This window comes from Venenivibrio stagnispumantis (genome assembly GCF_900182795.1).
Taxonomy (GTDB): domain Bacteria; phylum Aquificota; class Aquificia; order Aquificales; family Hydrogenothermaceae; genus Venenivibrio; species Venenivibrio stagnispumantis.
Genome location: NZ_FXTX01000008.1, coordinates 44,742 through 65,393 on the forward strand (window position 1 = coordinate 44,742; position 20,652 = coordinate 65,393).

At 30.5% G+C, this 20,652-nt stretch carries 31 protein-coding genes; 23 read left to right on the plus strand and 8 right to left on the minus strand.

Going from position 1 to position 20,652, the window contains the following annotated elements; all coding sequences use genetic code 11:
- Nucleotides 1-9: 9 nt before the first annotated feature.
- The 14 genes from rpsE to QOR43_RS04365 are packed head-to-tail and all read left to right on the plus strand — an operon-like array spanning nucleotide 10 to nucleotide 7,343.
- Nucleotides 10-594: a 30S ribosomal protein S5 gene (gene rpsE / locus QOR43_RS04300; protein WP_265134289.1), complete on the plus strand. Its 585-nt coding sequence runs from the start codon at nucleotides 10-12 to the stop codon at nucleotides 592-594.
- The gene (rpmD, locus tag QOR43_RS04305) at nucleotides 591-773 is read left to right on the plus strand and encodes a 50S ribosomal protein L30 (RefSeq protein ID WP_265134288.1); all 183 of its coding nucleotides are present in this window, start codon (nucleotides 591-593) and stop codon (nucleotides 771-773) included. The genes rpsE and rpmD overlap by 4 nt, the downstream gene beginning before the upstream one ends.
- Complete coding sequence (rplO, locus tag QOR43_RS04310; protein WP_265134287.1) at nucleotides 770-1,216, plus strand: 50S ribosomal protein L15; 447 nt, start codon at nucleotides 770-772, stop codon at nucleotides 1,214-1,216. The genes rpmD and rplO overlap by 4 nt, the downstream gene beginning before the upstream one ends.
- Nucleotides 1,217-1,231: 15 nt before the next feature.
- Entirely contained in the window at nucleotides 1,232-2,518 is a 1,287-nt protein-coding gene (gene secY / locus QOR43_RS04315; RefSeq protein ID WP_265134286.1) for a preprotein translocase subunit SecY, read from the plus strand.
- A gap of 3 nt (nucleotides 2,519-2,521) precedes the next feature.
- Nucleotides 2,522-3,142 (plus strand): adenylate kinase, encoded by a 621-nt coding sequence (locus tag QOR43_RS04320; RefSeq protein WP_265134285.1) that lies wholly within the window; start codon nucleotides 2,522-2,524, stop codon nucleotides 3,140-3,142.
- A 15-nt stretch (nucleotides 3,143-3,157) separates the two neighbouring features.
- On the plus strand, nucleotides 3,158-3,904 hold the full coding sequence (gene map / locus QOR43_RS04325) for a type I methionyl aminopeptidase (RefSeq protein WP_265134284.1): 747 nt from the start codon (nucleotides 3,158-3,160) through the stop codon (nucleotides 3,902-3,904).
- A gap of 12 nt (nucleotides 3,905-3,916) precedes the next feature.
- Nucleotides 3,917-4,150, plus strand: a complete 234-nt coding sequence (gene infA / locus QOR43_RS04330; RefSeq protein ID WP_265134283.1) for a translation initiation factor IF-1 — start codon at nucleotides 3,917-3,919, stop codon at nucleotides 4,148-4,150.
- Between the two features lie 15 nt (nucleotides 4,151-4,165).
- Nucleotides 4,166-4,279: a 50S ribosomal protein L36 gene (gene rpmJ, locus QOR43_RS04335; RefSeq protein ID WP_265134282.1), complete on the plus strand. Its 114-nt coding sequence runs from the start codon at nucleotides 4,166-4,168 to the stop codon at nucleotides 4,277-4,279.
- A 12-nt stretch (nucleotides 4,280-4,291) separates the two neighbouring features.
- Complete coding sequence (rpsM, locus tag QOR43_RS04340) at nucleotides 4,292-4,642, plus strand: 30S ribosomal protein S13 (protein WP_265134281.1); 351 nt, start codon at nucleotides 4,292-4,294, stop codon at nucleotides 4,640-4,642.
- 12 nt (nucleotides 4,643-4,654) lie between these two features.
- Nucleotides 4,655-5,044 carry a 30S ribosomal protein S11 gene (gene rpsK, locus QOR43_RS04345; RefSeq protein WP_265134280.1) on the plus strand — a complete coding sequence of 130 codons (390 nt, stop codon included), beginning with the start codon at nucleotides 4,655-4,657 and terminating at the stop codon, nucleotides 5,042-5,044.
- A gap of 3 nt (nucleotides 5,045-5,047) precedes the next feature.
- Entirely contained in the window at nucleotides 5,048-5,662 is a 615-nt protein-coding gene (rpsD, locus tag QOR43_RS04350; RefSeq protein WP_265134279.1) for a 30S ribosomal protein S4, read from the plus strand.
- Nucleotides 5,663-5,682: 20 nt separating this feature from the next.
- Nucleotides 5,683-6,654: a DNA-directed RNA polymerase subunit alpha gene (locus QOR43_RS04355; protein WP_265134278.1), complete on the plus strand. Its 972-nt coding sequence runs from the start codon at nucleotides 5,683-5,685 to the stop codon at nucleotides 6,652-6,654.
- A 21-nt stretch (nucleotides 6,655-6,675) separates the two neighbouring features.
- Nucleotides 6,676-7,044 carry a 50S ribosomal protein L17 gene (gene rplQ, locus QOR43_RS04360; protein WP_265134277.1) on the plus strand — a complete coding sequence of 123 codons (369 nt, stop codon included), beginning with the start codon at nucleotides 6,676-6,678 and terminating at the stop codon, nucleotides 7,042-7,044.
- Nucleotides 7,045-7,070: 26 nt separating this feature from the next.
- Nucleotides 7,071-7,343 carry a YggT family protein gene (locus tag QOR43_RS04365; protein WP_265134276.1) on the plus strand — a complete coding sequence of 91 codons (273 nt, stop codon included), beginning with the start codon at nucleotides 7,071-7,073 and terminating at the stop codon, nucleotides 7,341-7,343.
- Between the two features lie 27 nt (nucleotides 7,344-7,370).
- Here the strand turns inward: QOR43_RS04365 and QOR43_RS04370 are convergent, their stop codons facing one another.
- Both QOR43_RS04370 and QOR43_RS04375 read right to left on the minus strand, forming a co-directional pair.
- Nucleotides 7,371-8,420, minus strand: a complete 1,050-nt coding sequence (locus QOR43_RS04370; protein WP_283571431.1) for a GGDEF domain-containing protein — start codon at nucleotides 8,418-8,420, stop codon at nucleotides 7,371-7,373.
- 31 nt (nucleotides 8,421-8,451) lie between these two features.
- A complete protein-coding gene (locus tag QOR43_RS04375) occupies nucleotides 8,452-8,934 on the minus strand; it encodes a ferredoxin-thioredoxin reductase catalytic domain-containing protein (protein WP_265134274.1) in 483 nt (160 codons plus the stop codon).
- A 143-nt stretch (nucleotides 8,935-9,077) separates the two neighbouring features.
- Between QOR43_RS04375 and QOR43_RS04380 the strand changes: the two genes are divergently transcribed.
- Nucleotides 9,078-9,401 carry a c-type cytochrome gene (locus QOR43_RS04380; RefSeq protein WP_265134273.1) on the plus strand — a complete coding sequence of 108 codons (324 nt, stop codon included), beginning with the start codon at nucleotides 9,078-9,080 and terminating at the stop codon, nucleotides 9,399-9,401.
- Nucleotides 9,402-9,514: 113 nt separating this feature from the next.
- Here the strand turns inward: QOR43_RS04380 and cutA are convergent, their stop codons facing one another.
- Nucleotides 9,515-9,832 (minus strand): divalent-cation tolerance protein CutA, encoded by a 318-nt coding sequence (gene cutA / locus QOR43_RS04385; RefSeq protein ID WP_265134272.1) that lies wholly within the window; start codon nucleotides 9,830-9,832, stop codon nucleotides 9,515-9,517.
- 66 nt (nucleotides 9,833-9,898) lie between these two features.
- Here cutA and QOR43_RS04390 point away from each other — a divergent pair, with 66 nt between their 5' ends.
- From QOR43_RS04390 to QOR43_RS04415, 6 genes are all read left to right on the plus strand, one after another.
- Nucleotides 9,899-11,023, plus strand: coding sequence for a KamA family radical SAM protein (locus QOR43_RS04390; protein WP_265134271.1), 1,125 nt, complete (start codon nucleotides 9,899-9,901; stop codon nucleotides 11,021-11,023).
- Between the two features lie 15 nt (nucleotides 11,024-11,038).
- The gene (locus QOR43_RS04395; RefSeq protein WP_265134270.1) at nucleotides 11,039-11,572 is read left to right on the plus strand and encodes a hypothetical protein; all 534 of its coding nucleotides are present in this window, start codon (nucleotides 11,039-11,041) and stop codon (nucleotides 11,570-11,572) included.
- A gap of 40 nt (nucleotides 11,573-11,612) precedes the next feature.
- The gene (locus tag QOR43_RS04400) at nucleotides 11,613-12,752 is read left to right on the plus strand and encodes a pyridoxal-phosphate-dependent aminotransferase family protein (protein WP_345782852.1); all 1,140 of its coding nucleotides are present in this window, start codon (nucleotides 11,613-11,615) and stop codon (nucleotides 12,750-12,752) included.
- A 1-nt stretch (nucleotide 12,753) separates the two neighbouring features.
- A complete protein-coding gene (pspA, locus tag QOR43_RS04405; protein ID WP_265134268.1) occupies nucleotides 12,754-13,392 on the plus strand; it encodes a phosphoserine phosphatase PspA in 639 nt (212 codons plus the stop codon).
- Nucleotides 13,393-13,401: 9 nt separating this feature from the next.
- The gene (gene hisZ, locus QOR43_RS04410; RefSeq protein WP_265134267.1) at nucleotides 13,402-14,667 is read left to right on the plus strand and encodes an ATP phosphoribosyltransferase regulatory subunit; all 1,266 of its coding nucleotides are present in this window, start codon (nucleotides 13,402-13,404) and stop codon (nucleotides 14,665-14,667) included.
- Between the two features lie 63 nt (nucleotides 14,668-14,730).
- Nucleotides 14,731-15,213 carry an FKBP-type peptidyl-prolyl cis-trans isomerase gene (locus tag QOR43_RS04415; RefSeq protein ID WP_265134266.1) on the plus strand — a complete coding sequence of 161 codons (483 nt, stop codon included), beginning with the start codon at nucleotides 14,731-14,733 and terminating at the stop codon, nucleotides 15,211-15,213.
- A gap of 36 nt (nucleotides 15,214-15,249) precedes the next feature.
- On the opposite strand, the gene QOR43_RS04420 is transcribed toward QOR43_RS04415, so the two are convergent.
- The 5 genes from QOR43_RS04420 to QOR43_RS04440 are packed head-to-tail and all read right to left on the minus strand — an operon-like array spanning nucleotide 15,250 to nucleotide 18,778.
- The gene (locus QOR43_RS04420; RefSeq protein ID WP_265134265.1) at nucleotides 15,250-15,969 is read right to left on the minus strand and encodes a transporter; all 720 of its coding nucleotides are present in this window, start codon (nucleotides 15,967-15,969) and stop codon (nucleotides 15,250-15,252) included.
- 13 nt (nucleotides 15,970-15,982) lie between these two features.
- Nucleotides 15,983-16,183: a hypothetical protein gene (locus QOR43_RS04425; RefSeq protein WP_265134264.1), complete on the minus strand. Its 201-nt coding sequence runs from the start codon at nucleotides 16,181-16,183 to the stop codon at nucleotides 15,983-15,985.
- A 15-nt stretch (nucleotides 16,184-16,198) separates the two neighbouring features.
- The gene (gene feoB / locus QOR43_RS04430; protein WP_265134263.1) at nucleotides 16,199-18,313 is read right to left on the minus strand and encodes a ferrous iron transport protein B; all 2,115 of its coding nucleotides are present in this window, start codon (nucleotides 18,311-18,313) and stop codon (nucleotides 16,199-16,201) included.
- A 13-nt stretch (nucleotides 18,314-18,326) separates the two neighbouring features.
- Nucleotides 18,327-18,554 (minus strand): FeoA family protein, encoded by a 228-nt coding sequence (locus tag QOR43_RS04435; RefSeq protein WP_265134262.1) that lies wholly within the window; start codon nucleotides 18,552-18,554, stop codon nucleotides 18,327-18,329.
- Complete coding sequence (locus QOR43_RS04440; RefSeq protein WP_265134261.1) at nucleotides 18,551-18,778, minus strand: FeoA family protein; 228 nt, start codon at nucleotides 18,776-18,778, stop codon at nucleotides 18,551-18,553. Before QOR43_RS04440 ends, QOR43_RS04435 begins: the two co-directional genes overlap by 4 nt.
- Nucleotides 18,779-18,947: 169 nt before the next feature.
- Here QOR43_RS04440 and QOR43_RS04445 point away from each other — a divergent pair, with 169 nt between their 5' ends.
- Entirely contained in the window at nucleotides 18,948-20,159 is a 1,212-nt protein-coding gene (locus tag QOR43_RS04445; RefSeq protein ID WP_265134260.1) for an MFS transporter, read from the plus strand.
- Complete coding sequence (locus tag QOR43_RS04450) at nucleotides 20,140-20,577, plus strand: rhomboid family intramembrane serine protease (RefSeq protein WP_265134259.1); 438 nt, start codon at nucleotides 20,140-20,142, stop codon at nucleotides 20,575-20,577. The genes QOR43_RS04445 and QOR43_RS04450 overlap by 20 nt, the downstream gene beginning before the upstream one ends.
- Nucleotides 20,578-20,652 lie beyond the last annotated feature (75 nt).

Sequence of the window (20,652 nt, forward strand, 5' to 3'; positions counted from 1 at the left end):
GAGAAAAAGATGGGCGTAAAAAATATTGAAAGATTAATAGAAGAAAGATTAAAAGACCAACCTGTAGATATATCTTCTTTACAATTAGAAGAAAAAGTTGTTGAAATAAGAAGAACAACCCGTGTAATGGAAGGTGGAAGAAGATTTTCATTTAGCTCTCTTGTTATTGTAGGAGACAAAAATGGTCATGTTGGATATGGACATGGAAAAGCCAGAGAAGTACCTCAGGCAATCGCAAAAGGAATAGCAGATGCTAAAAAAAGAGTTATAAAAATACCTCTTATAGAAGGTACAATACCTCATGATGTTATAGGAGAGTATGAATCAGCTATTATTTTATTAAAACCAGCAAGGAGAGGTACAGGTGTTGTTGCCGGTGGAGCAGTTAGACCTGTTTTAGAACTTCTTGGTGTAACTGATATACTTGCTAAAATAATAGGAAGAACAACAAATCCTCATAATACGGTAAGAGCAGTTTTTGATGCACTTTTAAAGATAAAAGCTCCGGAAGATGTTGCAAAAATAAGAGGAATAGAAGAAGAAAAAATCCTTAAAAATTACAGAATATATGCCGGAGGTACACCAGTAAGATGAAAATAAAAGTTAAATTAATAAGAGGATTAGCAGGTAAAAGCGAAAAGCAAAAGCAAGCTGTGAAATCTCTTGGATTGAAAAAATTAAATGATGAAAGAATATTAGAAAAAAATCCAATGGTTTGTGGAAATATTGAAATTGCAAAACATCTGTTAAAAGTGGAGGAGATACAACAATGAAATTACATGAGCTTAAACCAAATAAAGGTGCTACCCATAGAAAAAAAAGAGTTGGTAGAGGTATAGGTTCCGGACACGGAAAAACTGCTACCAGAGGATACAAAGGACAGACATCAAGATCCGGCGATTCTAAAATGCCTGCAAGATTTGAAGGTGGACAAACGCCATTTTTAATGAGAATACCAAAAAGAGGATTTAAAAATCCAAATAAAAAAGAGTATGAAATAGTAAATTTAAAAGTATTGGAAGAAAAATTTTCCGCTAATGATGAAGTTAATCCTGAAATTCTTGTTCAAAAAGGAATTATAAAATCAGGAGAATGTGTAAAAATATTAGGTGATGGAGAACTTACAAAACCATTGAATGTAAAAGCCCATGCATTTTCTAAATCAGCAGAAGAAAAAATAAAAGCAGCAGGTGGTTCTGCTGAAAAACTCTCTTAAAAATAGGAGAGTCTTTTGATAGAAAAATTAATAAATGTATTAAGTATAAAAGAATTAAGACAAAAATTTATATTTACCCTTATTATTTTTGCAGTATATAGACTCGGAACCCATATACCGGTTCCTGGAGTTGATTCTGCCGCTTTGATGCATTATTTTAATGCATCAGGTGGTGCATTATTCAATATATATAATTTATTCTCAGGTGGAGCCCTCGGAAGATTATCAATATTCGCTCTTGGAGTTATGCCTTATATATCTGCATCTATCATAATGCAGTTAATGACAGCCGTCATTCCTTCTTTAGAGAGATTACAAAAAGAAGAAGGAGATTACGGTAGGTGGAAAATTTCCCAATATACCAGATATTTAACAATAGCAATTGCTGCTGCCCAATCTTTTGGATTATCTATCTGGATTTCTAATCTAAAAACAGAAACAGGACAATCGTTAATAACAGATTCTACATTCTTATTTATAATAACCACAACAATAACAATAACAACAGGTACAGTTTTACTTATGTGGCTTGGTGAAAAAATCACAGAATTTGGAATAGGTAATGGTATTTCTATGATTATTTTAGCCGGTATTGTTGCTACTATCCCTACTGCATTAATAAGAAGTTATGAATTACTTAAAGTTGGGGAAATCTCTATCTTAACTGCTATTGCTGCTGCTATTATTGTTGTTGTTGTTGTTGCCGGTATAGTGTATATTCAAGAAGCAGAAAGAAGAATACCTATCCAATATGCAAGAAGAAATGCTCCATCATCTATGGCATCTTATTTGCCTTTTAAACTCAATCCATCAGGTGTTATTCCTATAATATTTGCAGTTGCTTTATTAATTTTTCCTGTCACTATTGCTCAGCTTTTTGCAGACAAAGTTGCATTTGCAAGATTAATTTTAGATTATCTATCACCTCAAAGTTATGTATATTTTGTATTATATGTTGGACTTATTATATTCTTTGCTTATTTTTATACTGCTATATTAATCAATCCTCAAGATATAGCAGATAATTTAAGAAGAAACGGTGCTTTTATTCCAGGAGTAAGAGCTGGTTCACAAACTGCAGAATATATAAATTATGTATTAACAAGATTAGTATTTGCCGGTTCTATATTTTTATCAATTTTAGCAGTTTTACCTATGATTTTGATAAAATGGCTTAATGTTCCATTTTATTTTGGGGGAACATCTGCATTAATTGTTGTTGTGGTTGCATTAGATACACTTCATCAGATAGAAGCTTATCTTTCAATGAAAAAATATGAAACGTTTTTAAAAAGAGGTTAGATAATGGGTAAAATTTTGATATTTCTTGGGCCTCCCGGAGCAGGAAAAGGAACCCAATCTCAATTTTTAAAAGATAGAGATAATTTTATTCAGATTTCCACGGGAGATATATTGAGAGAAGCAGTAAAGAATGGAACAGAACTTGGCAAAAAAGCAAAATCTTATATGGATACAGGTCAGCTTGTTCCTGATGAAATTATCATTGGGATAATTGAAGAAAAATTAAAAGAGTTATCAGATAAAAATATCATTTTTGATGGATTTCCAAGAACTCTAAACCAAGCAGAAAGCTTAGATAAACTATTAAATCAAATCGGAAAAAAAATAGATGCAGTTATATTATTTGAGATACCGGATGAAGAAGTTATAAGAAGATTGTCAGGAAGAAGAATAGACCCAAAAACAGGAACTGTATATCATATAGAGTTTTCACCACCTCCTAAGGATGTAGAAGTTATTCAAAGGGATGATGATAAAGAGGAAGTTATCAAAAAAAGATTAGAAGTATATCATTCCCAAACAGCTCCACTCATTGATTATTATTCTAAAAAGAATATCTTATATAAAATTGATGCTACTTTACCGCCAGAAGAAGTTTACAAAAAAATAAAATCTGTGTTATAATATTAATTTATTGAAATGATAGAACTTAAAACCAAAGAAGAAATTGAGAAATTAAGATATAGTAATAAAATAGTTGCTGAGATTTTAGAGTATCTAAAAGGGCAAATAAAACCCGGAATTACCGGTATAGATATTGATAAATTGGCAATTGAAGAATGTAAAAAAAGAGCTGTAAAGCCTGCTTTTTTAGGTTTATATGGTTTTCCTGCAGCTGTTTGTGTTTCTATAAATGAAGAAGTTGTGCATGGTGTTCCTAAGAATAGGATAATAAAAGAAGGTGATTTGGTAAGTATAGATTTTGGCGTTGTTGTAGATGGTTGGTATGGAGATGCGGCAATTACCGTGGCTGTTGGCGAAATTAGCGATAGAAAAAAACGCCTATTAGAAGGCGTAGAAAAGGCTCTGATGGCAGGGATAGAGCAATGCTATCCCGGAAAGAATGTAAAAGATATATCTAAAGCCATAGAAGAGACTTTAAGAAGTTATAAATTGGCTCCTATTTGTGAATACGGTGGACATGGAATAGGAAGAAAACCTCACGAAGAGCCACATGTTTCTAACTGTTTATTTAATAGTGAAGATGTGGTATTAAAAGAAGGAATGGTTCTTGCAATAGAGCCAATGGCAACCCTTGGTAGTAATAAAATAAGAAAATTGAAAGATAACTGGACTGTAGTAACAGTTGATAAAAGTTTTGCTGCTCATTTTGAGCATTCTGTGGCAATTACAGAAAATGGTCCGGATATTTTATCAAAACTTTAAAAGAAGGTAAAGATGGCGAAGAAAAAGGAAGAAAACAAAGAAAAAGGAATAGTGTTAGAAGGAACTGTTTTAGAAGCTTTACCTAATGCTATGTTTAAAGTTCAATTAGAAACAGGGCATGAAGTTTTAGCCCATGTTTCCGGAAAAATGAGAATGCATTTTATTAAGATATTACCTGGAGATAAAGTTAAGGTGGAGTTATCTCCCTATGATTTAACAAGAGGAAGAATTATATTTAGAATGTAAAAGGAGGCATAAAAAATGAAAGTAAAAGCTTCAGTTAAACCAAGATGTGAAAAATGCAGAATAATAAAAAGAAATGGAAGAGTGAGAGTTATCTGTGAAAATCCAAAGCACAAACAAAAGCAAGGCTAAGGAGGAAATTATATGGCACGTATAGCAGGTGTAGATTTACCGGATAGAAAAAGATTGGAAATTGCTCTTACATATATATATGGTATTGGTAAAACAAGAGCAAAAGAGATATTAGAGAAAACCGGCATTGATGGTAAAAAAAGAGTTGGAGAATTAACTCCGGATGAACTTAACACAATAAGAAAATTTATAGAGCAAAATTACAAAGTGGAAGGTGATTTAAGAAGGGAAGTTGCTGTTGCTATTAAAAGATTAGTAGATATGGGATGTTATAGAGGAATAAGACATAGGCTCGGATTACCTGTAAGAGGTCAAAGAACAAAAACAAATGCAAAAACAAGAAGAGGAAAAAGAAGAAAGTAAGGAGTATAGACGATGGCAAAAAGAAGAAAAACAGTTAAAAAAGTAAAAAGAACCGTTCCTTATGGAATAGTTCATATTCAATCAACATTTAACAATACTATCGTTACAATTACCGATAAAGAAGGTAATGTTTTAACCTGGGCTTCCGGAGGAACTGAAGGTTTTAAAGGAACCAGAAAAAGCACTCCATATGCAGCTCAGATGGCAGCACAGAAAGCAGCTAAAAAAGCTATGGATGAATATGGTTTAAAAGATGTGGAAGTATGGGTAAAAGGACCAGGTGCAGGAAGAGAACCTGCAATAAGAACTCTTCAAGCTGCTGGTTTAAATATTAAAGTAATTAGAGATGTTACTCCTATACCTCACAATGGTTGTCGTCCACCAAGCAAAAGGAGGGTTTAATTTATGGGTAGATATTTAGGACCTTTAACAAAAGTAAGTAGAAGACTTGGAGTTTTTGTAGGTGGTGATTTAGAATCTTTCCAAAAGAGAAATTTTCCACCTGGACAACATGGAAGAACCCAAGGAAGAAAAAAATTATCTGATTATGGAGTCAGACTTCAAGAAAAACAAAAGTTAAAATATCTTTATGGTGGTTTAAGAGAAGGCCAATTTAAAAGATATTTTGAAGAAGCTTCCAAAAAAGCCGGAAACACAGGATTAGTATTATTACAACTTCTTGAAAGAAGATTAGATAATGTAGTTTATAGACTTGGTTTTGCAAAAACAAGAAGACAAGCAAGACAGCTTGTAAAACACGGACATTTCCTTGTTAATGGCAAAAAAGTAGATATTCCTTCTTACAGAGTTGATAAAGGAGATATTATAGAATTAAGAGAAAAAAGTAAAAATATTTCTTTATTTAAAGAAAATCTTGAAAGTAGAGATCCAAGATCTGTTCCTAATTGGCTTGAAATTGATAGGGAAAATATGAGAGGTAAAGTGGTAGACCTCCCTGAACAAATAGAGCTTGAGATACCTGTAAATGTTCAGTACATCATTGAGTTCTACTCAATGTAATAAAAGGAGGATTGATAAGAATGCCTTTTCTTGATTTTGTAACACCTACAAAAATATTTTGGGATGAAGCAACAAAAACAGAAACATTCGGTAGATTGTATGTTGAACCATTGGAAAGAGGTTATGGTATTACCGTAGGAAATTCTTTGAGAAGAGTTTTATTATCTTCATTACCTGGAACAGCTATAACTTCTGCAAAAATAGTTGGAGCTCATCACGAATTTACAACAATAGAAGGTATTTTGGAAGATGTTGCAGAGATAATTCTTAATTTAAAACAGATAAAATTTAAAATGGATGAAACTAAAAATGAAGAGTTTGCTGTTTTAGATATAGAAGGTCCTGCAAAAGTGTATGCAAAAGATATTAAACTTCCTCAGGGAGTTGAGATAATAACTCCTGATGTTCATATTGCTACAATTACTTCTAACATCAGATTTCAGATGGAGTTAAAGATAGAAAGAGGCCGTGGATATGTAATGGTAGAAGAGATGGAAGAGCCATCTGAAATAGGATGGATACAGATAGATGCTTCATTCTCTCCTGTAAAAAGATGCACTTTTAATGTGGAACCAACAAGGGTAGGTGGTAAAACAGATTATGATAAATTGGTTCTTGAGATAGAAACTGATGGTTCTATTACACCGGATGAAGCACTTACAAAAGCCTCAAATATATTAATAGAACATTATCAGCTTTTATTAAAACCAACTGTAAAAAGAGTTGAAACTGTTAAAAAAGCTATCCAAAGGGTTGAAGAACCAAAAATAGAAGAAGATAAACTTTCTTTATCCATAGATGAACTTGAAATATCATCAAGGGCTATAAATACTCTTAAAAAGATAGGAATTAATACAATAGGAGAGCTTGTTAGACTGACAGAGGAAGATTTAAAAGAAGCTAAAAGCATAGGTAGAAAAGCATTAAAGGAGATAAAAGATGCATTGGCAGAAATGGGTCTTGAACTTGCTCCTTCTAAATCTTCAGAATAAAATAAAGAGAGGTAAGTAAAGATGCGTCATAGAGTAAAAACTAAAAGTTTTCACAGAAGAAAAGAACAAAGAGAAGCTTTATTTGTAAATCTTGCAAAAGCAATGATAGAACACGGAAGAATTACTACAACCGTTGAAAAAGCAAAAGCATTAAGACCTTTTGTAGAAAAATTAGTTACCCTTGCAAAAAAACAAACAATTGCTTCCAGAAGATTACTTAATGCAAGATTAAAAGATGAAAAAGCAGCTACTAAATTATTTAAAGATATAGCTCCACTTTTTGCAAATAGAAACGGTGGATATACAAGAATTTACAAACTTGCTACAAAAAGAGTTGGCGATGGTGGAGAAAAAGCTATCATAGAATTTGTTGAATTTCCTGAAAAATAAAAATGTTTCTTTTACAAAATTTTTTAATGGCGGTGTCTCAAATCTTAGACATCGCCTTAACTGTCTATATGTGGATAGTTATAATCTCTTCTTTACTTAGTTTTGTAAATCCCGACCCTTACAATCCACTTGTTAGAACTATATATAACCTTACCGAGCCGGTTTACAGGATAATCAGAAAATATATTCCAACCATAGTTTATAATATAGATTTTGCTCCTTTTATCGTTATATTGATTATTATATTTTTAAAAAGATTTTTAATTCAATCATTAATAGATTTAGCATATTCATTATAAAACAATAAAAAAATAAAGTTTACAATTTTAGCCATCTGCAATTACAATATTTTTTCCACTTCTCTTTGCTTTATATAATAGTTCATCTGCTCTTTTTAGCAATGTATCAATAGTATCATCTTTTTTTGCTTGTGTAACTCCAAAACTGGCTGTATATTTAATGATTTTATCCTGATATCTTATTTCTCTATTTTCCATAACTTTTCTTATTCTTTCTGCAACTTTAACAGCATCTTCCAATTTTGCAGGTATTAAGATACCAAATTCCTCTCCACCTAATCTTCCTGCTATTGTGTTTGCTCTTAAATAAAATTTTAAAACTGAAGCAACATCCTTTAAAACTAAATCTCCAACATCATGTCCATAAGTATCATTTATTTTTTTAAAATTATCTATATCAAAAAGAATAATTGAAAAATCAATACCTTTTTCTTTGAGTAATTTAAAATATTCTTCTAATGCTCTGATGAAACTTCTTCTATTAGGTAAACCTGTTAAGAAATCCAGATTTGCTTCTTCTTTTGCTTCTATTAATTCCTCTTTTAATTTTTTAACTTCTTGATTATAATGTTCTAATTTTTCCTTTAATTCTTTATTTTGCTCTCTTAAAAATCTTAACTCTTCTAAAATCTTTTCTACATTTTCTCCTATTTTTTCTATATTAGCATTATTCCATTCCTGTTCTATTACTTTTTGGGAATTTTCTATATTTATATCCCCTTGTTCTATAAGTTTGACAACCATTTCTAAATCTTCACTGATTTTATCTGCTATTTTCTCAAGTTTTTTCATTTGAAGCTGAGATTTAAAATTTTCTACTTTATCATCACAACAATTTTCTTCAAAGAAATTTTTATATATAGATACTGCATCTATATCTGTAAAACTTTGCTTATTTTCAAAAAGATAACAAAAAACAATAAACCAATTTTTATAATTTGTTGGTAATAAAGGAATATTATTTCTTATCATAAATTTTATTTGTTCTTTTGCTATCTGTGCGATAAAAGAGATATCCTCTTTTGTTAATTTATAATCATTATTAAGTTGCTCTAAAAATTTACATTTTATCTCCATGTATTTATTTTCGGATAAAAATTTTTTATCTTTATTTCTTTTTAGCTGTTTCTTGTGCAAATTTTATTATTTCTTCTTCCGGAATATCTAATCCGTGTTCTTGCACAAATATTTTTAAATTTTCTATTATATTTTCTACCTTTGATAAAGCTCTTCCTTTATCAGGTGTTGGGTCTTTTACTAATCCATAAATCTGTCTGCCTTCATGCCATTCAGGCAAATACTCTGTTATTGGTAATCCTTCCGGTGTAGTAAATAAAAGGCAGTGGCAGTACTTAAATATCTGCATCTCATCACAGGCACAAATCCATCTTCTTTTTTGAACCTCTTCTTTTTTATCCGGATAAAAATTACAAGGACAAAGAGGTTTGCCAAGTTCTTGTACATGTGCTGCAAGCCCCTGTATTACAGCCTCTCTAACTTCTATATCTGGATTTGGAACTGTTCCGGATTTTTCTGCAAAACTTTCTGCAAATTTTCTCATTTTTTCTAATATCTCTGGTTTTATTTCCATCTTTTATACCTCGCTTTTAGATATTTATAGTTATAATCAGAATAAATTATCTCATAAATATTTTATATGATTTTTCTCTTATTGTTGAAATTATTTTAGCTTTAAGATATATTAATAATAACATTAATTTAGGAGGTGTTTAGATGAAAAAATTAGCATTATCAGTTTTATCAGTAGTAGCAGTAGTTTCTGCTTCTTTTGCAGCAGATGGAAAAGCTATATTCCAATCCAAAGGATGTACTGCCTGTCACCAACCAGCAGCTGACACAGTTGGACCTTCTTTAAAGAAAATAGCTACAACTTATGCCGGAAAAGAAGCTGATTTAATCAAATACTTAAAAGGTGAAGGTAAAGCCATAGTTGACCCTGCTAAAGAAGCTATAATGAAACCTCAAATTTACACAACAAAAGCATTAAAAGATGATGAAAGAAAAGCATTATCTGAGTTTATTTTATCTCACAAGTAAATTTTAATCACTTTATTATGAAGATGTTAAAATATGTATTTATAATAACTATATTAATATTTATAAATTTTTTTGCCTATGAAATACGATTTAGATTTAGATTCAGACCATTTTTAAATGGTTGATTCATCTATCCAATTTAAATAATCAAAGCTACCTGCTACAATAGGTAATGCAATAATCTCTGGAATAGTATATGGATGAATAGATTTGACAATTTCTTCAATCTTATCAAATAAATCTTTTTTAGTTTTTATAATCAAAAGAACTTCATTATCTTCTTCTATATTTCCTTTCCACCAATAGATAGAATATATATTTTTTACAATATTTATGCAGGCAGCAACTTTTTCTTCTATTAATTTCTTTGCAATATTTTTACCCACTTCTTCTGTTGGAGCAGTTATATATATAACTATAAATTCTTTCATTTTTTCGCCTCTTTATGATATCTTTATTATTATATTATAATCAAAAAATTTGATAAGGAGAAAAATTTGAGAATTTTAGAAGAAAATTATTGGCAGAATATAAATATCTGGAAAGATGTAAAAAAAGAAGATTGGGAAAATTGGAAATGGCAAATCAAAAATAGATTAAAAGAAGTTAAAGAGCTTGAAAATTTTATAAATCTGAAAAATAAAGAAGATATATTAAGAACCGAAGAGATATTTCATTTTGGGACAACTCCTTATTATTTATCACTTGCTAATTTTGAGGATAAAGATGACCCTATTTTAAAACAGATAGTTCCGGATATAAAAGAGATAGATGAAAATTATCAAAAATATGCCTTATTAGACCCTTTTTTAGAAGATATAAAAAGTCCTGTAAATGGTTTAACCCATAGATATCCGGATAGGGTTTTATTTAGGGCTACTAATTTTTGTAGTGTTTATTGTAGGCATTGTATGAGAAAAAGAATATTCTTAGAAGATGAAAGGGCAAGAACAAAAGAAGAGTATGAAGCCATGTTTAAATATATCAGAGAAAATAAAAATATAAAAGAAGTTCTTATATCCGGTGGAGACCCATTAACACTGCCTAATCAAAAGATAGAGTATATTATAAAAAATCTGTCAGAGATAGAACATATAGATATAATAAGAATAGGTAGCAGGGAGTTAGTAGTAAATCCATTTAGATTTTTTGATGAAGAGCTTTTGGAGATATTTGATAGATACGATAAATTATGGCTTATAACCCATTTTAATCATCCAAATGAGATTACAAATTACACAAAAATTGCAGTTAAAAATATATTAAAAACCGGAACTCCTGTTTTAAATCAAACCGTATTATTAAAAGGAATAAATGATGATAAATATATAATAGAAAAATTGATGAGAGACCTTTTAAAAATAAAAATAAAACCCTACTATTTATTTTATTGCGACCCAACTAAGGGGGTATATCATTTTAGGACAGATATTTTTAAAGGAGTTGAAATCTTAGAGTATCTAAGAGGAAGGTTATCAGGACTTGGTATTCCTACCTATGCGATTGATTTAAAAGGTGGTCTTGGAAAAGTGCCTATTATTCCAAATTATATTGTTTCCATAGAAAGTGATAAAATAATATTTAGAAATTATGAAAACAAGCTTGTAGAGCTTGAAATATAATTTGGAGGTTTTATTATGAAAAAGATTTTTCTATCGGTTTTATCTATCACTTTTTTGGCAAATGCACAGGATTTAGAAAGCAGAGTTTCTGACCTTGAAAAAAAGGTAAAGATGCTTGAAGAAAAATTAAACAGATTAGAACAGGCACCGGCTCAAAATATAAGCATTGTAAAAAAAGAAGTAATTCCGGAAAATGCTATATCTTTTTCTGTATTGGAAAAGAAATTTAAAAAATCAGATAATCAATTTGATAGAAATGATTATATAGTGTTAAAAGCAGTAGTAATAAACAATACAAATAAAACATTAAAAGCAATAGATGGGGTGTTAAAAATTTATGATAACTCAGGAAAAGAATTAATATCCAAAAATATAAGAATAGAAAAAGGAATGCTTAATTTAACCGGAACAAAAATAAAACCGGCAGAAAAATTAGAAAGAATTATAGAAATTGTTTATGATGAAGATAAAGAAGGATATAAAATAGTAAAAGATACACCTTTAAATCAATTAAAGATAGAGTTTATACCAATTAGTTTAGAAGAGTGATAAAATATTGTTAAATAATTTTTGTAAGGAGTAGCTAATGATTTTAAAAGAAAGGTTATTTACACCCGGACCTGTGCCTTTACCACCGGAAGTTATTAAAGCATTAGGGCAACAGATAATACATCATAGAACCCCTGAATTTACAAGAATATTCTTAGAAGTTAGAGAAAAATTACAAAAATTATTAAATACAGAAAGAGATGTTTTGATGTTTGCATCTTCCGGAACCGGTGCAATGGAAGCATCTATTGTAAATTTTTTTAATGAAAATGATAAAGTGCTTGTAATAAATGCAGGTAAATTTGGAGAAAGATGGAGAGATTTAGCAAAAACATTCGGGCTAAATGTTATAGATTATCAGATAGAATGGGGAAAAACATACAATATAGATAAATTAAAAGAGATAGTAGAAAATAACAAAGATATAAAAGGAATATTAGTTCAACAATCAGAAACATCTACTGCAACATATCACGATTTAAAGCCACTTGCAGAGATATCAAACAGTTTGGAAGATTGTCTTCTTGTAGTTGATGGAATAACATCTGTTGGAGTTTATGAAGTTTATCCGGAAGAAATAGGAATAGATATTCTCGTTACCGGCTCACAAAAAGCCCTAATGCTTCCACCGGGATTATCTATTTTATATTATAGCGAAAAAGCAGAGAAAAGATTAGAAAAAAGCAATTTACCTAAATATTATTTTTCAGTAAAAGCAGAGAGTAAAAAACAACAAAAAGGACAAACAGCTTATACACCGGCAATAAACCTAATCATAGCATTAAATGAAAGTTTAAATCTTATACTACGAGAAGGATTACCTAAGCTTGCAAAAAGACATGCCCTTCTTGCAAAAGCAACACAAGAAGCAGTAAAAGAGCTTGGACTAAAATTACTTTCTGAAAGCCCTGCAAATTCAGCAACAGCTGTATTTTCACCGGAAGGAATTAATGCAGATGAGCTAAGAAAAATTATGCAAAAACTCGGAATAAGAGTAGCCGGAGGACAAGACCATCTAAAAGGAAAAATTATAAGAATAGCCCACATGGGTTATTTTGATTTTGTAGATATGATAGAAGCAATATCTGTATTAGAAGTTGCTTTATATAAAATGGGATATAAAGTAGAGCTTGGAAAAGGCGTAAAAAAAGTTCAAGAAATAATGATAGAAGGAGTGTAAAGTGGCAGTAAGAATTATATATGTAAGACATGCAGAAAGCCTTTGGAACCCAATTGGAAAATATCAAGGAAGACTTGACCCTGAATTAAGTGAAAGGGGACATAAACAAGCACCTTTAATTGCTCAGGCTTTAAAAAAATATAATCCTACGGCTTTATACTCAAGCCCACTAAAAAGAACATATCAAACAGCTGAGTATATAAGCTTAGAAACAAATCTACCTATTATCACAGATACAGATATAATAGAAATAGACCATGGCGATTGGTCAGGATTATTTATTGAAGAAGTAAAAGAAAAATATCCGGAGATGTTTAGAGAATGGATATATGAACCACATAAAGTAAAATTTCCAAATGGAGAATCTCTTATAGATGTTTATAACAGAGTAAAAAATTTTCAACAAAAAGTATTACAAAAGCATGATGGAGAAACAATAATAGCTGTATCGCATACTGTTCCAATAAGAGCTTCCTTAGTTGCAGGACTTGATGTTCCTCTTGAAAAATTTTGGAGTTTCGGATGCGATAATGCATCTTACTCAATTCTTGATTATGACCCTGTCAGACCTATTTTGTATAAATTAAATAACACATATTTTCTTGGAGATTATTTTATACCATCTCTTGATGCATTATAAGGAGAGAAATTGAATATAGATTTACCTGATGGAATTCGGGCATTTTCAATAAGAGAAAGTTACAATATAGATAATCTTGAAAAGAAGATATCCGATATATTTAAGTTATGGGGATATGAAAAGATTATCTTACCTACTATTGAGTTTTATGATGTCCATAAAAAAGGTATAGGACAGGAAATAGCAAATCAAACATTTAGAATCGTTGATAGATACAAAGGAGATATTCTTACATTAAGAATAGATTTTACAGCTCAGATTGCAAGATATATAGCTTCCCTTCAAAAAAAAGAGTTTCCTATTAGATTATTTTATACAGGCAATATATTTAGATATACTATTCCAAAAGCAGATAATCTTTGGGAAAAAAGACAGATAGGAATTGAGTTTATAGGAGTTTCAGAAATTGAAGCAGATGCAGAAATCCTTGCAGTAGCATCCCAATCATTAAAATCCGTAGAAATAAAAGATTATCAAATAGATATAAATAATGTTGAAATTTTCAGTTCTTTAAAAGAGATACTTAATTTAGATGATACAGAATTTAAGATATTCATGGAATATATAAAACATAGAGAGATTTATAATTTAAAGAAATTTTGCCTGAATAAAAATTTAGATAACAAACTTAAAGATTTCATTATAAATATACCAAAATATCAAGGAGATATTGATTTAATAATCTTTCTTAAAAACAGATTAAAAGATTTTAATAATCTTTATAAGAATTTTGAAGATTTGGAAAAGATATACAACATATTAAAAGAGTATGATTTAACGGAAAAAGTTGTTTTTGATATAGGAGAACCGACAGAATTTTCTTATTATACCGGCGTTGTATTTGAGATATTTATAAAGGATTTTAATAAAAAGATAGGACAAGGTGGAAGATATGATAGTTTAATCCAAAAATACAATGGAAAAATTCCTGCTACCGGTTTTGCTTTTGATTTATTTAATATTTATAACTACCTTGAAAAAAATAATAAACTGAAAGAAAACCAAAAGGATTATTTTATAATAGACACAACTGAGGACAAAAAGACAGCATACAAAATAGCAAAAATATTAAGGGAGAAAAATTTTTCAGTTGCGAGGGATATAATAAAAAGAGATATAAATGACTCTATAAATTTTGCTTTTAATAATCATTTTAAAAATGTTATTGTAATAACTATTGAAGAAAATCAAAAAATGGTATATATTTATAGAGGTAAAAATAAAATAGAAAAATATAAAGAAGAAGAAATTTTGGGCATTCTTGAAAGGGGATAAATCAATAAATATCTCTTTCCAATAGTGCCTATTGGTGCTAAATAAATTTTAGGAGTTTTTGGTATGGAAGTTTCAAAAAACAAAGTTGTTTCTTTTGAGTATGTATTAAAAGACAAAGAAACAGGCGAAGTTCTTGATGCAAGTCAGGGACAACCTCTTACATTTTTAGTAGGAGCAGGTTATATCATTCCGGGATTAGAAGAAAGAATGCTTGGGATGAAGGAAGGAGAAAAGAAAACAATTGAAGTTCCTGCTGAAGAAGCTTATGGAATAGCAGACCCAAATTTGATTCAGCAAGCTCCAAGAGAGTATTTTGAAGGGGTTGATTTAGAAGTAGGATTACCTCTCCAAGCTCAAACACCTGAAGGTCAAATTATACATATGGTAGTAGTAGATTTTGATGAAAATACAGTAACAGTAGATTTAAACCATCCTCTTGCAGGGAAAGATTTAGTTTTTGATGTTGAGATTAAATCTATCAGAGAAGCAACACCTGATGAGATATTACATGGACACGCCCACGGTCCTGGTGGACACCATCATTAAAAGATAATTTAACTCCCCGATTTCTCGGGGAGATTATTAAAAGAATTTTATTGTAAATCCAGCATAAATTGAGTAGTTATTTTCAGGATTAAAAACTTTACCTATACCAAGACCCATCTCAAATTTAGAAAATGAATAACCAAATCCTATTATTCCTCCTTTTTCAGTTTCATCATAACTTGATAAATATAATGTTCCTATCAATGAAAAATTATCACTAATATTATATTCTGCTGAGAAAGATTGGAAAAACTCATTTTCATTTAATTTTTCTTTATGAATCACAAAAGAGGTATTTGCATAAAAACTCCATTTTTCTATCTCATACTGGGAAACAAGGGTGATTCCATATTGGAAATGACCCTCACTAAAATCGCTATCTTTCTTTACCGGTATTCCAAGAAATGGCTTCATAGCAAATTTAAGATTATCTTTTTCAAAAAATCTATATTTTATCTCTATGCTTGGGTCAGATATATCTGAATGAACATCTTCATAATTTTTAAGATATTCAAAAGGAATATTTATAGCCAAATCCGTTTTATCATTCCATCCATAAGTAAAATTAAAAGTATAGTTACCCTCACTTTCTTCTATATCTTTTTTATAAATAAGATAATTTTCATTTTGATAATTTCCTGTCCCAAGGGTTTCTGTATCGTCATATATTAATACTTTCTTACCGGCAAAAGCCTGAGTAGAAAGAATAGAGACAGTTCCAAATGCTAATATTATCGCTTTAGACAATTTCTTCATTATTTATTACCTCCTATCCATTTTTTTTATAAAAGTTGGTTAATTTTTCAGAAGAAGTCCCGCCAAGGCAGGAATTAGAACTGCAATTGATACATCCTTTACAAACTAAAGAGACATCTTTATTTTTATTATTGCTGATAGAATTAAACAAGTAGTTGTAGATATACCAACCTGAAATTAGAGCTATTCCTATAAGTATAATATTCTCAATCATAATAACTCACCTCCTTTAAAATCCAAGTAATTTTCCAATGTTATAGACAAGAGATGAAATAATGTAAGGTGTAATAGTATTAAGTAAAACTGAAGCTCCCACCATTCGCCAACCAAACTCTTGATAAATAGCACCTATGGTTGCGATACAAGGAACCCACAGAAGACAGAAAACCATATAAGAAAAAGCAGAAAGAGGAGTAAAATCTGCTTTCAATGCTTTTTGTAATGGTGTTTCTTCGTCTTCCATTTCAAAAACACTTGGTTTTAAACTACCAAACATGCCTTTTAATGAATCAATACACGCTTCATAAAATCCTTTGATTTGATTTTTAAAGTCCTCAGTGAAAGATATTTTTTCTTCTGTTTCTTCGCTCTTATTTACTCCGTATAGAACTCCAAGAGAACTGATAACCACTTCTTTTGCAATTGTTCCAGGAATAAGTGCAGCAACAGCTTCCCAGCTAGTAAATCCACAAGGTTTGAAAACAGGGCTAATGGTAGTAGCCACTCTTCCAAGTAAAGTATTTTCTGGTTTTTCCCCATAGGGAACTTTTGTAAAAATCCAAAGAAGAATCATTGTTGCTAAAATTACGGTACCTGCTTTTTTGGTAAATGCTTTTGTTCTCGTCCAGATTGAACTCCATATCAATTTAAGTGTAGGAAATCTATAAGGCGGAAGTTCCAGTATGAAAGGAGAAGGTTCTCTTTTAAATACAAGTTTTTTCAGTATAATTCCAATAAGGATAGCAACTATAATACCAATAAGATACATTAAAAAAGTAACCTCTGCTCTATGTTCTTTGAAAAACAAAGCAGTGAATAATGCATATATTGGAAGCCTTGCACCACAGGACATGAAAGGAACAAGAAGGGCTGTTAGTTTTCTGTCTGTTTCATTCTCAAGTGCTCGTGTTGCATAAATTGCAGGGACATTACAACCAAAACCTATAATCATCGGAATAAAGGATTTTCCATGAAGCCCAAAGCTCTGCATTATTCTATCCATAACAAAGGCTGCTCTTGCCATATATCCACTCTCTTCTAAAATGGCAAGAAAGAAGTAAAGAAAAATAAGTAAGGGAACAAAAGTCAGAACAAGCCCTACTCCCCCCACTATTCCATCAATTATAAGTGATTGTATCCATTCAGGAGTCGGAAATAGGGATAGGGCTTGCCCCACCCACCTCCCAATGAAATCTTTCAAACCATCCGCCCAATCAATAAAAGGACCACTTCCATCAAATGTAAGCTTAAAAACTATATACATAATAAAAAGAAAGACAGGAATACCCAAAATTCTATTTAAAAAAATAGCATCAAGAATTTCAGTAATATTTCTTTTTTTCTCTACTGGATGTTTTAATGTTTCTCTAAGAATGCTTTCAATGTAACTATATCTTTCCTCTGCAATTAAAGATTCTCCATCTTCACCTAATAATTCCTCAAACTCTTTTATCAGACCTTTAATTTTCTCTGCGTTATCTCCGAGAGATTCAATAATTTCTAAATCTCCCTCAAGAACTTTTATAGCAATAAACCTTTTAAATTCAGTATTAAATGGTAAATCGTTTATTACTTTAGAAATATATGCTTCAACTCTCTCAGAATATTTAGGTTGTTTAGGGATAATTTTTTTCTCTATTGTCTCCAATATAGCTTTTAATAAGTCTTCTATCCCAACCTCTTTTACTGCTACTGTAGGAACAACTTTTAATCCGAGAAACTCTTCAAATTTATTTATATCCAGCTTATATCCCAAATCAAGAAATTCATCCCACATATTAAGAGCTATAACCATTGGAATTCCAAGTTCCATAAGCTGAGTAGTGAGATAGAGATTTCTTTCAAGATTTGTCGCATCTACAACATTAACAATAATGTCAGGCTTTTCTTTTAGGAGAAATTCTCTCGTTATCTTTTCTTCAAGCGTATAAGCCCTAAGACTATAAACACCTGGCAAATCTATCAGTTTAAGCTTTATGTTTTCAATAGTCACTTCCGCTTCCTTCTTTTCTACAGTAACACCTGGCCAATTCCCCACTTTTAGTTTTGTACCAGCAATACTATTTATTAAAGCTGTTTTCCCAACATTCGGATTTCCAACAAAAGCAACAGTAATTTCCTTCATAAATACACCCCCATTAATTTTTTTCAACTTCTATATAGTTGGCTTCTTCTTTTCTTAAAGAAAGTTTGTAACCTTTAACATTTACCTCTATTGGATCACCCAAAGGGGCTATTTTTTCAACTTTTAAAATTTCTCCCTTAATTAACCCCATCTCCCTTAATCTTCTTTTAATATCAGGATTTTTCCCTTTAACATTTGTAATCTTTCCGAACTCTCCTACTTTAAGTTCTGATAGTTTCATTGTTCTTCCTCCACTTCTATTTTTTTTGCCATACCAAATCCAATGCCAACGAGAGATTCACCCACTTTTACAAGAACTGGCCCATGACCATTTTTTTTAAGAAGAGTAATTTCAGTTCCAGGAACAATTCCCATTGCTATTAATCTTTCACTAACTTCTCTTCCTCCTCTTATAGTTTTAACTTTTAATTTGCCTCCTTTTCTTGCAAAAGCTAAAGGAACCATTCTTTCCTCCTTTCTATGAGATTAAATCTCAATATAAAATATTTTAAACAAAATTTCTATGATTTAGAACCTTTTTATATCATATTTTCTAAAATTGATTAAACTCATTTTTTTTATCTTAAATTGTTTTATAATATTAAAAAATTATTATACTATACGGAGGCTTAGATTGATAGATAAAGATTTTACACCGGAAGAAAAGAAAGCAACCATTGGATTGGCAGGAATATTTTCCCTTAGAATGCTTGGTTTATTCTTGGCTTTACCTGTATTGTCAGTTTATGCTCATAATTTTCCGGGGGCTACATCATTTTTAGTAGGTTTGGCTATTGGAGCTTATGGATTGACGCAGGCTATATTCCAAATACCCTATGGTTTATGGAGCGATAAAATAGGAAGAATACCTATATTATTGTCAAGCACCATTATATTTATTATAGGTAGTATTCTTGCTGCCTATGCTTCTTATGAGCAAAATATATATCTTTTAATTGCAGGTAGATTATTGCAAGGTGTAGGGGCTGTTTCTTCTGTTGTTATTGCTTTACTTGCAGATTTAACACGAGAAGAAATAAGAACAAGGGCAATGGCAACTATTGGTGCATCTATTGGAATGTCATTTGCATTTGGAATGGTCTTAGGCCCTTATATTGCTTCTCATTTTGGACTGGAAGGAATATTTTTATTTACTGCAATATTAGCTTCTATATCTATACCTTATATAATTTTTGGATTACCAAGACCTAAAATTATTGTTCATCACGATGATGCTGAATTTACTTCTTCTTATCTAAGAGATGTCCTAAAAGATAAAAATCTACTTAAAATGGATTTTGGAATGTTTGTGCTTCACATGGGACTTACTGCTGTATTTACAACTGTTCCTTATCTTATTACTAAAAATCATTTTATAGATGTGTCTGATTTATGGAAAATATATCTATTAATGTTTTTCGTTGGGCTTACAATAATGGTTCCAAGCACTATAATTGCAGAGAAGAAAGGCTTAATCAAAGAAGTAAAACTTCTTGGAATATTTGTTCTTATTTTATCATTTGTAATGTTTTTAACTTTAAAGAATAACTTTTTATTTTTTGTATTATCTATTGTTGTTTATTTTACCGGTTTTATGATGCTTGAACCTATAATGCCCTCTTTGATGAGCAAATATGCAAAACCTCATTTAAAAGGAACAGCTTCCGGTGTATTTAATACTTCACAATTTATAGGAGCATTTATAGGTGGTGCAGTTGGAGGATATTTATTACATCTTGGTGAAAATTTTGTATTTATCTTTTTAATAATTATTACAGCTTTATGGGCAATTACCGTATCTACAATGAAAATGCCGGAGAAGAAAAGTGATACCAATAAAGGATGATATTCCAACGAGAAGTTTTCCTATTTTAACTATAACTTTGATAATAATTAATATTGCTGTTTTTATTTATGAAATATCATTACCGGAAGATTATTTTATGGCATTTATAAATAGATATGCTCTTTTTCCTTTGGATGTTGTCCATTTTAATATTGAGCCTTTAATAACTCATATGTTTTTACATGGAGGAATAGGTCATATATTTGGAAATATGTTATTTTTATGGATATTTGGAAATAATGTAGAAGATGCCCTTGGTAAATTTAGATTTTTGATTTTGTATATTTTTAGTGGATTTACTGCTGCATTTTTGCAAAGTTTTGTTTCTATTTTAGAAGGTTCTGTTAATATTCCTATGGTAGGGGCATCCGGTGCAATCAGTGGTATTCTTGCTGCTTATACCAAAACTGATGTATAATAATTAATATGAAGAGAGTAAAAAGAGAGTTAATAAAAGAGAATACGGAAGAATTAAAAGAGCTGTTAAAGAAAC